The organism is Streptomyces sp. L-9-10, assembly GCF_004151105.1.
Taxonomy (GTDB): domain Bacteria; phylum Actinomycetota; class Actinomycetes; order Streptomycetales; family Streptomycetaceae; genus Streptomyces.
In genome coordinates this window covers 1-11,413 of sequence record NZ_PHRF01000029.1, presented here as the reverse complement: position 1 = coordinate 11,413, position 11,413 = coordinate 1, and the positions used below count along the sequence as shown (strand labels likewise).

Annotated in this window: 9 protein-coding genes and 1 pseudogene; 5 read left to right on the top strand and 5 right to left on the bottom strand. The window is 70.6% G+C overall.

Annotation, left to right across the window (positions count from 1 at the left end; genetic code table 11):
* Positions 1-91 precede the first annotated feature (91 nt).
* Positions 92-1,597 carry a peptide MFS transporter gene (locus tag CU044_RS08760; RefSeq protein WP_240045443.1) on the bottom strand — a complete coding sequence of 502 codons (1,506 nt, stop codon included), beginning with the start codon at positions 1,595-1,597 and terminating at the stop codon, positions 92-94.
* A 154-nt stretch (positions 1,598-1,751) separates the two neighbouring features.
* Between CU044_RS08760 and CU044_RS08755 the strand changes: the two genes are divergently transcribed.
* The 4 genes from CU044_RS08755 to CU044_RS08740 all read left to right on the top strand — a co-directional run bounded on the left by CU044_RS08755 (position 1,752) and on the right by CU044_RS08740 (position 6,422).
* On the top strand, positions 1,752-2,762 hold the full coding sequence (locus CU044_RS08755) for a polyprenyl synthetase family protein (protein ID WP_129767917.1): 1,011 nt from the start codon (positions 1,752-1,754) through the stop codon (positions 2,760-2,762).
* 253 nt (positions 2,763-3,015) lie between these two features.
* Complete coding sequence (locus CU044_RS08750; protein ID WP_129767916.1) at positions 3,016-4,305, top strand: outer membrane lipoprotein carrier protein LolA; 1,290 nt, start codon at positions 3,016-3,018, stop codon at positions 4,303-4,305.
* Between the two features lie 175 nt (positions 4,306-4,480).
* Positions 4,481-5,473, top strand: coding sequence for an ABC transporter ATP-binding protein (locus CU044_RS08745; protein ID WP_129767915.1), 993 nt, complete (start codon positions 4,481-4,483; stop codon positions 5,471-5,473).
* Positions 5,460-6,422, top strand: a complete 963-nt coding sequence (locus tag CU044_RS08740; RefSeq protein ID WP_129767914.1) for an ABC transporter permease — start codon at positions 5,460-5,462, stop codon at positions 6,420-6,422. The genes CU044_RS08745 and CU044_RS08740 overlap by 14 nt, the downstream gene beginning before the upstream one ends.
* A 160-nt stretch (positions 6,423-6,582) precedes the next feature.
* Here the strand turns inward: CU044_RS08740 and CU044_RS08735 are convergent, their stop codons facing one another.
* The 3 genes from CU044_RS08735 to CU044_RS08725 form a co-directional block, all read right to left on the bottom strand.
* Positions 6,583-7,983: a M28 family metallopeptidase gene (locus CU044_RS08735; RefSeq protein WP_129767913.1), complete on the bottom strand. Its 1,401-nt coding sequence runs from the start codon at positions 7,981-7,983 to the stop codon at positions 6,583-6,585.
* Positions 7,984-8,343: 360 nt separating this feature from the next.
* Entirely contained in the window at positions 8,344-9,321 is a 978-nt protein-coding gene (gene rarD, locus CU044_RS08730; RefSeq protein ID WP_240045444.1) for an EamA family transporter RarD, read from the bottom strand.
* 197 nt (positions 9,322-9,518) lie between these two features.
* On the bottom strand, positions 9,519-10,379 hold the full coding sequence (locus tag CU044_RS08725) for an SDR family oxidoreductase (protein ID WP_129767911.1): 861 nt from the start codon (positions 10,377-10,379) through the stop codon (positions 9,519-9,521).
* A 194-nt stretch (positions 10,380-10,573) separates the two neighbouring features.
* On the opposite strand from CU044_RS08725, the gene CU044_RS08720 reads away from it, so the two are divergent.
* The gene (locus CU044_RS08720) at positions 10,574-10,912 is read left to right on the top strand and encodes a helix-turn-helix domain-containing protein (RefSeq protein WP_193563911.1); all 339 of its coding nucleotides are present in this window, start codon (positions 10,574-10,576) and stop codon (positions 10,910-10,912) included.
* A gap of 42 nt (positions 10,913-10,954) precedes the next feature.
* On the opposite strand, the pseudogene CU044_RS08715 reads toward CU044_RS08720, so the two are convergent.
* Positions 10,955-11,413: pseudogene (locus CU044_RS08715) on the bottom strand (2-oxoacid:ferredoxin oxidoreductase subunit beta); the annotation flags it as partial.

The following is an 11,413-nucleotide window of genomic DNA, read 5'->3' as shown; positions in this document are numbered from 1 at the left end:
AGGGGATGTGGGGGGGAGGGGAGGGCTCGGTGGACGGGGCTCGGCGGACCGAGCGGCCGGAAGTCGGCGGACGGGGCTCAGCGGACGGGGCTCAGTGGACCGGGTACATGGTCCGGCGCAGCCAGGGCGCCGCCGCGACCACCGCCAGACCGGCCACGACCGCGATGGCGCCGTTCACGCCGAAGTACGCGGGCTGCGAGACCTGCCCGTACAGCTTCACGGTCTGCGCCTGGATGCCGTTGGCGAGGGCCAGCGACAGGAACCAGAGCGCCAGGGTCTGGCCGGCGAACGCCTTGGGCGCGAGCTTGGTGGAGGCGGAGAGCCCTGAGGTCTCCACCAGGATGTCGCCGAGGCCGAGCAGCAGGTACGAGCCGACGATCCACCAGGCGGCCATCCGGTAGTCGGCGCCGCCGTGCCCGGAGGTGGGCAGCACCATCAGCAGGAAGGACAGACCGCCGAGGATCACCCCGAACGCGATCTTGTTGGAGGCGTGCGGCTGGCGGCGGCCCATCCGGACCCAGACGGCGGCGACGACGGGCGCGAGCGCGACCTCGAAGGCGCCGAGGGCGGAGGCGTACCACCCGGCGGGGAAGGTGAAGCCGAGGATCGACGTGCCGGCGTTGGTCGAGGCGAGCAGGATCATCGTCGAGTACGCCTGGAACAGGATGAAGTTGAAGAAGACGGAGGCTATGAACAGCACCAGGTACGGGCGCAGCCGGCCGCGCTCCTCGGCGGTCACCCGCGGGCTGCGGAACATCACCACGAAGTAGACGACGGGCGCGATCACCGAGAGCACGGTGAGGACGTCGGCGAAACGGCCGATGGTGAGCCGGCCCGTCAGCGACAGCGCGACCGCCAGGGCGGCGATCACGAGCGCGCCCGCGATCATCAGCCGTACGGCCCGGCGCATCTGCTCAGGCGCGAGCGCGAACTCGGCGGCGTGCTTGCGTCCGGCCAGGTGACGGCGGCCCACCACGTACTGGACGAGACCGAGCGTCATCCCGACGGCGGCGGCCGAGAACGCGGTGTGCCAGCCGGAGTGGTCGCCGAGCCAGCCGGTGACGAGCGGGCCGAGGAAGGCGCCGATGTTGATCGCCATGTAGTAGAGGGCGAAACCGGCGTCCCTGCGCTCGTCCTCGGTGCGGTAGAGCTTGCCGACCATGGCCGAGACATTCGGCTTGAGCAGGCCCGTACCGGCGCTGATCAGACCGAGGCCCGCCCAGGTCATACCCGCCGTGGGGACGGCCATGGCGTAGTGCCCGAGGGCGATCAGGATGCCGCCCCAGAGCACCGCGCGGTACGAGCCGAGGATCCGGTCGGCGAGCCAGCCGCCGGCCACCGAGAGCAGGTAGACGAGCGTCCCGTAGGCCGCCGCGACGGAGGCCGCCGTACCGTCGGCCATGCCCAGGCCGCCGTCCTGGACCGTGGCGACGAAATAGAGGACGAGGATGGCCTGCATCCCGAGGAATGAGAAGCGCTCCCAGACTTCGAGACCGGACAGGGTCAGCAGCCCGCGGGGGTGGCCGAGGAAGGCGTGATCGTCGCCGGTCGGTGGCTGCTCCGCGTTCGCTCGCGGTTCGGTCGTTGTTCCGGACAAAAGCGCTACTCCTGGTTGTATGGCTGTTCCGAACATACCGGCGGGTCCGGGAAGGCGCCCATGGTGATCGAAAGGCGACCGGATACGCTGACTTGAGTGAAGGCAGCGACACATCGACAATCCGTGTGATCGTCAGCAGACAGGAGTACCTCTCGTGACCGTCGTCGGGCTGTTCGGGCTGAGCGTGCGGGACCAGGCTCTTGAGGCCGATGTCCAGACCGGGTTGGCGGCCGTCGAGGCGGGACTGCTCGATGCCACCAAGAGCGATGTGCCCTTCATCACGGAAGCGGCGCAGCACCTGGTACGAGCCGGCGGCAAACGGTTCAGGCCGTTGTTGGTCATGCTCGCGTCACAATTCGGTGATCCGTACGCCCCCGGTATCGTCCCGGCGGCGGTGGTCGTCGAGCTGACCCATCTCGCGACGCTGTACCACGACGACGTGATGGACGAGGCCGAGGTCCGCCGGGGCGTGGCGAGCCCCAACGCCCGCTGGGGCAACTCGGTCGCCGTTCTCACGGGCGACTTCCTCTTCGCGCGCGCGTCACACATCCTGGCCGACCTGGGGCCCGAGGCGGTACGGGTCCAAGCCGAGGCGTTCGAACGGCTGGTGACGGGCCAGATCCTGGAGACCGCGGGACCGCGCGACGGACACGACCCGGTCGCGCACTACCTCGACGTCCTGGGCGGCAAGACCGGTTCGCTGGTCGCCGTCTCCTGCCGCTTCGGCGCGATGACCTCCGGCGCGGACGACTCGGTCGTCGACATCCTCACCCAGTACGGGGAGCGGCTCGGCGTCGCCTTCCAGCTGGCGGACGACGTACTCGACATCGCCAGCGACTCGCACGAGTCGGGCAAGATGCCCGGCACGGATCTGCGCGAGGGCATTCACACGCTGCCGGTGCTGCTGCTGCGGGCCCAGGCCGAGGCGCACGGCAAACCCGAGGACCTCGCGCTGGTCGAACTGCTGGACGGCGATCTGGCGGACGACGAGCGGCTCTCGGAGGCCCTGCGGCTGCTGCGCGCCCATCCGGCCCTGGAGCAGGCGCGCAGGGACACGGTGCGGTACGCGCAGGAGGCGCGGGCGACGCTCGCACCCCTGCCCGAGGGGTACGCGAAGTCCGCGCTGATCGAGCTGTGCGACGCCGTGGTCCACCGGGCGGGCTGACGGGGCGTCCGCCCGAGGTGGCGGGCCGGCGTGAGTTGGCGGAACGCCGTCTTCCCCTAGTGGATGCGGGAAGCATCTCATCGGTATGTCATCCCAGAGCAGTACGGGAAGTTGCGCCCCGGGTCTGACGCTTATATCGGGGCCGTTTGGTCAGATGGTTAACACCACTCCTGACCAATTCGGGTGAGACTGGCGGCGCGGAGTGGACAAGTGCACGAGACCGAAGGCCGCCGACCACGGAGGTAGAGCACACATGGCACCGAACGACAGCGCACGGATCACCGAGGAGGACAGGGAGCCCGGCGAGGGCCGCCGCAAGGCGGCGCGCTACGCGCTCCCCGTCGCGGTGGCGGGGGTGGCTGCGGCGACCATCGGGCTCGTCCCGGCACTCGCCGCGACCGGCGACCCCGAACTGCCGCAGATCAGCGCGCAGCAACTCATCGAGAAGATCGCCGCGTCGGAGACCGAGCAGCTCTCGGGCTCCGTGAAGATCACCACGGATCTGGGGCTCCCGTCACTGGCCGGCCTCGGCGACCTGGCGGGCGGCGCGCTCGCCGGCGGCAAGGGCGGGCCGGGCGGCTCCGGCGCCACCGACGGCTCGACCGCGGACCCGAACGCCAAGCTGATGGAGCTCAGCTCGGGCACGCACACGCTGCGCGTCGCGGTGGACGGCCCCGACAAGCAGCGGCTGTCGATCCGTGACACCGCCGCCGAGTACAGCCTGATCCACAACGGCGGCGAGGTCTGGGCGTACGACAGCGCCTCCAACGAGGCGTACCACGTGCGGGCCCCGGAGGACGCGGCCAAGGGCGGCGCGGCCGAGGACGGCGGGAAGCACGCCCCGAAGGACGCGCTGAAGGACGTCCCGGCGACCCCCAAGGAGTTCGCCGAGCAGGCGCTGAAGGCCGCGGGCGGCACGACGTCCGTGACCGTCGACGGTACGGCGAAGGTCGCCGGGCGCGATGCGTACCAGCTGCTCATCAAGCCGAAGCAGAGCGGTTCCACGGTCGGCTCGGTCAAGGTCGCGGTCGACGCGAAGACCGGTACCCCGCTGAAGTTCACGCTCTCGCCGAGCAGCGGTGGCAAGGCCGTGGTCGATGTCGGCTTCACCGACGTCGACTTCGCCAAGCCCGCCGCCTCCACGTTCGACTTCACGCCGCCCAAGGGCGCGAAGGTGACGCGGGGCGACGGCAAGGGCGAGGGCGACAAGAGCGGGGTCCCGGAGCTGCCCAAGGGCCACGACAGCGCCAAGGGGCCGAAGGAGCTGGGCGATCCGAAGGTCATCGGCGAGGGCTGGAACGCCGTCTACGAGCTGAACACCGGCGCCGGTGAGGGCATCGCGGGCGCGGCGAAGCCGGGCGATGTCCCGGCCGAGGCGCAGCAGTTCCTGGACGCGCTGGGTGGCAAGGTCACCGGGAAGTTCGGCTCGGGCACGGTCTTCAAGACCCGCCTGATCAACGCCCTGATGACGGACGACGGCAAGGTCTACGTCGGCGCGGTGACGCAGGACGCGCTGGTCAAGGCCGCCAACGCGGCGAAGTAACGATCCGTCCGGCCTGTCCGGTTTATTCGGTCCGTCCGGCTTGTTCCGCCCCGTCGTACGTCGCGTACGGCGGGGCGGAACGCTGACCGGGGCCGGTCCGTTCTCGTACTGCCGGGATGTGACGGACGGCGTACGACCGACGACGGGACGACGGAACCGGGGGAGCGGGAGCGAGATGACAGCCGTGCTCGACGAGACCCATGCGCACGATGCGCCTGATGTGCGCGATGTGATCGAGACGCGTGGTCTCACCAAGCGGTACCGCGGCGGGCAGCTCGCCGTGGACCGGCTCGACCTCTCCGTCCCCGCGGGCAGCGTCTTCGGCTTCCTCGGACCCAACGGCTCGGGCAAGACGACCACGATCCGGATGCTGATGGGACTGATCGAGCCGACCGCCGGCTCGGCCTCGCTCCTCGGCCGTCCGATGCCCCGCGCGGCCCGCGCCGTACTCCCGGAGGTCGGCGCCCTCATCGAGGGGCCCGCGCTGTACGGGTACTTGTCGGGCCGGGACAACCTCGTACGGTACGACTCCGCCGACCCGACCGCCGATCCCCGTACCCGCCGTGCCCGGGTGACGGACGCCCTGGACCGGGTCGGGCTGACCGCCGCGGCGGGCAAGCGGGCGAAGGCGTACTCCCTCGGGATGAAGCAGCGCCTCGGGCTCGCGTCGGCGCTGCTGCGACCGCGCAGGCTGCTGGTGCTCGACGAACCCACGAACGGTCTGGACCCGCAGGGCATGCGGGAGATCAGAACCCTGATACGGGAACTGGCGGCGGACGGCACGACCGTCTTCCTGTCCTCGCACCTCCTCGACGAGATCGAGCAGGTGTGCACGCACGTCGCCGTGATGGCCCAGGGACGGCTGATCACCCAGGGCCCGGTCGCCGAGCTGGCGGCCGGGACCCGGGGGCGGCTGGCCGTCACCACCCCCGACCCCGGCGAGGCCGCCCGGGTGCTGAAGGAACTGGGGGTCACGGATGTGGTCGTGGCGGAGGACCGGGTGAGCGGCGAACTGCCCACGGGCGGGGCGGAGCCGGTGGATCCCGCCGACCTCAACGCGGCGCTCGTACGGGCCGGGGTACGCGTACGGGCCTTCGGCCAGGAGCGCGCCTCACTGGAGGACGCCTTCGTCGCGCTGACGGGGGAGGGCTTCGATGTCGCGGGCTGAGGCGGGCGCCGAGGCGGGTGCGCCGGACGCGGCAGGTGCCGACGCGGGCACGCCGGCGACGGCGGGCCTGGGACCGGTGGAGCCCGTGACCCGGGACAGGGAGCGCCGGCTCCGGTGGACGTTCGGGCTGCTGTACTCCGAGGTGACCACCACCTTCCGGCGCTGGCGGACCCTCGCGCTGCTGGGTGTGCTCGCCGCCGTACCCGTCCTCATCGGGATCGCCGTGAAGATCGAGACGAGCGACGGCGGGGGAGTGGGGCCGGGGGGCGGACCGAACGGACCCGCGTTCCTGACGCAGATCACCAACAACGGACTGTTCCTGGTCTTCGCGGCGCTCGCCGCGACGCTGCCCGTCTTCCTGCCGATGGCGGTGGGGGTCATCGCGGGCGACGCGATCGCGGGCGAGGCCAACGGCGGGACGCTGCGCTATCTGCTGGTCGCGCCGGCCGGGCGTACGAGACTGCTGCTCGCCAAGTACGCGTCCACGCTGGCCTTCTGCCTGGTCGCGACGCTCGTCGTGGCGGTCTCGGCGCTCGCCGTCGGCGCGCTGCTCTTCCCGCTGGGTGAGGTCACCACGATCTCGGGCACCCGTATCTCCTTCGGCGACGGGCTGCTGCGGGCCCTGCTGATCGCGGTGGTCGTCGCCGCCTCGCTGGTGGGGCTGGCGGCGATCGGTCTGTTCATCTCCACCCTGACCAACAGCGGGATCGCGGCGATGGCCGCGACCGTCGGGCTGCTGATCACGGTGCAGATCCTGGACACGATCCCGCAGTTGCACGCGATACAGCCGTATCTCTTCTCGCACCACTGGCTGTCCTTCGCGGATCTGCTGCGCGAGCCGTTCTACTGGGACGACATCGGCAGGAACCTGGGGCTCCAGGCGCTGTACGCGGCGGTGTTCGGCTCGGCGGCCTGGGCGCGGTTCACGGCGAAGGACATCAACGTCTGAGCCACGACGCGTCCCCGCCCCGGGAGAACGTGCGGCTGCCCGCGTGCGCACCGATTGCAGCACGCGGGCAGCCGCTGTCATGGAAGGGGCCTGGAGGTGCCTGGAGGTGCCTGGAGGTGCCTGGAGGTGCCTCATGCGGCCCCGGAGGGTCGGGGACGGTTCAGAAGGTGAGGCGCCAGCTGTCGATGTAGCCGGTGTCCTGGGCGGCCACGTCCTGGACCCGGAGCCGCCAGACGCCGTTCGCGGTCTCGCTCGACGCGTTCACCGTGTAGGTGGCGATCACGTTGTCGGCCGAGTCGTTGGCGCTGGAGTTCTTCAGCCGGTAGGCCGTCCCGCTCGGGCCGATCAGGTCGATGACCACGTCACCCCGCCAGGTGTGCTTGATGTCCACACCCACCTTGAGCGCGGCGGGGGCGTTGCCCGTACGGCCGGAGACGGTCACCGCCGAGGTGATGGTGGGGCCGTTGTCCGGGATGGTGACGTCGTCGAGGGTCTCGAAGACCTCGCCCGACGGGCCGGAGGCGTTCGCCGACAGCGTCCACACCGCGTGGGCGACGGCGTCGCTGTTGCGGTCGAGCGCGGTGTCGTTGATGTTCGCCGTGGTGTCGCAGGAGGAGTGGTAGCAGCGGTCGAAGGACTGCCCCGAGGTGCCGCCCCACTTCTGTGCCTGCGCGGCGGTCTTGATGTAGTCGGCGCCGCTGAAGAGCCCGCCGACGGGGACGCCCACGTTCTTGAACGGAGCGTGGTCCGAGCGGCCGTCGCCCTCGGTCTCGATCTCCGTCGCGACGCCGAGACCCGCGTAGTAGTCCTTGAAGGTCTGCTCGATGGTGGGGTCGTCGTCATAGACGAAGTAACCGGGGTTCGGGCTGCCGATCATGTCGAAGTTCAGATAGCCGCTGATCTTCGCCCGCTCGGCGGTCGGCAGATTGTTGACGTAGTACCGCGAACCGACCAGACCCAGCTCCTCCGCGCCCCACCAGGCGAACCGCAGGTGCTTCGCCGGCTGGAGCTGCGCCCGGGAGACGGCGAGCGCGGTCTCCAGGATGGCGGCGGAGCCCGATCCGTTGTCGTTGATCCCGGCGCCCGAGGTGACCGAGTCGAGATGCGAACCGGACATCACGACCTGGTTCGGATCGCCGCCCGGCCAGTCGGCTATCAGGTTGTAGCCGGTGGCGCCGCTGGAGGTGAACTGCTGGACGGAGGTGGTGAACCCGGCCGCGTCCAGCTTGCCCTTGACGTAGTTGACGGAGGCCAGATATCCGGCGCGGCCATGGGCGCGGTTGCCGCCGTTGGCGGCGGCGATGGACGAGAACTGGGTGAGATGCGCCTTGACATTGGCGAGCGGTATGTCGGGGGCCGCGAGCGCGGCGGGCGCGGACTGTGCCGGTCTCTTGGCGACCGGAGGCGCGGCGGGCGCCGCTGACACGGCGGGCGCGGCGGCGGCGAGCAGTCCGGCGACAGCGAGTCCGGCGACCGCGGCCGTGGCACCGCGGGTGGATATTCGGCCGGTTCGGACGGGCCGACCGGGTATGCGGTGCGCTCCGGGAACGGAGAGTTTCATGTGGGGGCTCCGGATTCCGTACGGGGACAGGACGGAACGTGCGAGACGCCCCACGGCGACGGCGGCGCGGGGCGTTGGAGCTGGTGGCGCTGGTGGTGCCGATCGAGAAGCTGATCGTGGTGCTGAAGCTGTTGGTGCGCTGTGCGTGCTGAATGCTGGGGGAGAGCTTGACTCGCCGTCAAGAGTGGAAACCGGTCAGTGGTGTTCGCTGACCGGACATGTTCCGTTTCCCCGGCGGTTTCAGCGCATGTCGTGAGCCGGGCGGGACGCGGGCGGCACCCGGCAGCCCCCGGCGCTCGTCCGCGTACGGCTGGTCATGCTCGTACTCCGGCTCGTCCGGAAGGCGGACGGCGGCCGGATTCACCGCCCGGCCGTTTTCTCCTCCGTGACCGGGACCGGTGCGCCCGCCTGCGCCGGGGCCGTTGCCTCCACTGCTGCCGCCTCGGCCTCCGCTTCCGCCGACGCCTCCGCTTCTCTCGCCTCCGCTGTGAGGCGCAGTGCCTCCGCGCGCGTACGGCGGGCGTTCCGCAGCGCGTCCCAGGTCAGGATCGCCAGGGCCAGCCAGACCAGCGAGAAGCCCGCCCACCGCTCCGGTGGCATCGCCTCGTGGAAGTACGTGATCCCCAGGACGAACTGGAAGACCGGGGCCAGATACTGGAGCAGGCCCAGCGTCGACAGCGGTACCCGGATCGCCGCCGCGCCGAAGCAGACCAGCGGCAGCGCGGTGACCACGCCCGTGGCGGCGAGCAGGGCCATCTGGCCCGTGCCCTCCGAGCCGAAGGTGGCCGACCCGGACGCGCCCAGCCACACCAGATAGCCGAACGCGGGCAGGAACAGGACCGCGGTCTCGGCCGCAAGCGACTCCAGGCCACCGAGGTTGATCTTCTTCTTGACCAGGCCGTAGGTCGCGAACGAGAAGGCCAGGACGAGCGAGATCCAGGGCGGCTGCCCGTATCCGATGGCGAGGACCAGCACGGCGGCCAGGGCGATGAAGACCGCCGTCCACTGGGCGGGCCGCAGCCGTTCCTTGAGCAGCAGAACCCCCATGGCGATCGTCACCAGCGGGTTGATGAAGTAGCCCAGAGACGCTTCGACGACATGGCCGGTGTTGACCGACCAGATGTAGAAACCCCAGTTCAGGGAGATCGTGGCGGCGGCCACGGCGATGAGCCCCAGCTTGCGGGGCTGCCGTATCAGCTCCGGTATCCAGCCCCAGCGGCGCAGCACCAGCAGCCCGATGGCGACGAACGCCAGCGACCAGACCATCCGGTGGGCCAGGATCTCCATCGCGCCGGCCGGTTCGAGCAGGGGCCAGTAGAGCGGGACCAGCCCCCACATCCCGTAGGCCCCGATCCCGTACAGCAGCCCCGCCCGCTGGGTCGGCTGCCCCGCCCGCTGGTCGCCCTTCGCCTTCACTGGCCCTCCCCGCCGCACACGCGCCGTCCCGGCGCGGCGCCCCCAAGAAGGTAGCGCCGCGCGGGCCGCGATGTCATGTCCGTATCGTCATACGGTCATGACGCGCAGGCGTGCGGGTGTCAGCTCTTGAGCGCCTCGGCGATCGTGTCGGCGAGCGGGGTGGTGGGGCGGCCGGTCAGCCGGGCCAGATCCCCCGTCGTGCCGGCCAGCAGTCCGCGCTCGATCGCGTGGTCGACGTCCACCAGGAGCGCGGCCATCGGCTCGGGCACACCGGCGCCGGTGAGGATCCCGAGCACCGTCCCGGCCGGCACGTTGTTGTACGCGATGGTCCTGCCGGTCTGCCGCGACAGCTCCGCCGCGTACTCGCCCAGCGACCACGCCGTGTCGCCGCTCAGCTCGTACGCCCTGTTCAGATGTCCCTCGCCGGTCAGTACGGCCGCCGCCGCGGCGGCGTAGTCCGCGCGGGCGGCGGCGGCGATCCGGCCCTCGCCCGCGGCGGCGACGACGGCGCCGTTCTCCAGCACGGGCGCGAGGTTCCCGGTGTAGTTCTCGGTGTACCAGCCGTTGCGCAGGAAGGTGTACGGCAGCCCGGAATCGAGGATCAGCCGCTCGGTCGCCTTGTGCTCGTCGGCCAGCCGGAGGTCGGCGTCGGGCCCGCCTAGAATGCCGGTGTACGCGAGCTGGGCCACACCGGCCGCCCGCGCCGCGTCGATGACGGCGGCGTGCTGCGGCACGCGCTGCCCGACCTCGCTGCCGGAGATCAGCAGTACCCGGTCACCGGCCCGGAACGTGTCCGTCAGCGTCTCGGGGTGGCTGTAGTCGGCGACCCGCCGCTCGACACCGCGCGCCACCAGATCCGCGGCCTTCTCCTTGTTCCGCACGACGACGGCGATCGCGTCGGCCGCGACGCCGTCGGCCAGCAGGGATTCGACGACCAGGCGGCCGAGGTGTCCGGTGGCTCCGGTGACAACGATGCTCATGGGGGGCTCCAGTTCGGGTGGATTTGCCGAGATCGGCACTCTCTGTCACTCACCCTAGGGGCAGCACTAACCAGGCGTAAGTACCCACCTTGAAGTAAGGTACCGGCATGGCCGTAAGTGAGAACCCGGCGAAGCCGGCGGACTGGTGGAAGCCGGAGAAGATGAGGGCGGGGCAGCCGGACGCCGGCCCGTCCATGTGCCCGTCCCGGATCGTCCTGGAGCACGTCACCAGCCGCTGGGGCGTGCTGGTGCTCGGCGCGCTGCTGGAGCGCTCCTACCGCTTCAGCGAACTGCGGCGCGGGATCGGCGGGGTCAGCGAGAAGATGCTCGCCCAGACCCTCCAGACCCTGGAACGCGACGGCTTCGTCCACCGCGACGCCAAGCCCGTGATCCCGCCACGCGTGGACTACTCCCTGACCGAGCTGGGCCGGGAGGCCGCCGAGTACGTGAGCGATCTGGGGCGCTGGACGGAACGACGGCTGGACGACGTGTTCAAGGCGCGGCAGGCATACGACGAGGCCCGGACCTCGTAAGAGATCCGGGCCCCGGAGAACCGGAACGTTCCGGAAGACGCTTTAACCGACGACGGTCCAGGTGTCGCCACCGGCGAGCATCGTGGCCAGATCGCCCTTGCCCTGCCGCTCGACGGCCGCGTCCAGCTGGTCCGACATCAGGGTGTCGTAGACGGGACGCTCGACGCTGCGCAGTACTCCGATGGGGGTGTGGTGGAGGGTGTCGGGGTCGGCGAGGCGGGAGAGTGCGAAGGCGGTGGTGGGGCTGGTGGTGTGGGCGTCGTGGACGAGGATCTGGGATGCGTTGTCGGGTGTGACGGTGACGACGTGGAGGTCGCCGGTGGCGGGGTCGCGGACCACGCCTTTGCGGCCGTCGGTGCCGAAGCGGATCGGCTGTCCGTGTTCGAGGCGGATCACGGCTTCCGCGGCCTTCTCCTTGTCCTTGAGGACGTCGAAGGCGCCGTCGTTGAAGATGTTGCAGTTCTGGTAGATCTCCACCAGCGCGGTACCGGGATGGTCGGC

Excerpts from the sequence above, each read along its gene's own strand:
- CU044_RS08740 (WP_129767914.1), top strand. The coding sequence starts at position 5,460 with ATGTCGCGGGCTGAGGCGGGCGCCGAGGCGGGTGCGCCGGACGCGGCA.
- rarD (WP_240045444.1), bottom strand. The coding sequence starts at position 9,321 with ATGTGGGGGCTGGTCCCGCTCTACTGGCCCCTGCTCGAACCGGCCGGC.
- CU044_RS08720 (WP_193563911.1), top strand. The coding sequence starts at position 10,574 with ATGTGCCCGTCCCGGATCGTCCTGGAGCACGTCACCAGCCGCTGGGGC.
- CU044_RS08725 (WP_129767911.1), bottom strand. The coding sequence starts at position 10,379 with ATGAGCATCGTTGTCACCGGAGCCACCGGACACCTCGGCCGCCTGGTC.
- CU044_RS08750 (WP_129767916.1), top strand. The coding sequence starts at position 3,016 with ATGGCACCGAACGACAGCGCACGGATCACCGAGGAGGACAGGGAGCCC.
- CU044_RS08735 (WP_129767913.1), bottom strand. The coding sequence starts at position 7,983 with ATGAAACTCTCCGTTCCCGGAGCGCACCGCATACCCGGTCGGCCCGTC.
- CU044_RS08745 (WP_129767915.1), top strand. The coding sequence starts at position 4,481 with ATGACAGCCGTGCTCGACGAGACCCATGCGCACGATGCGCCTGATGTG.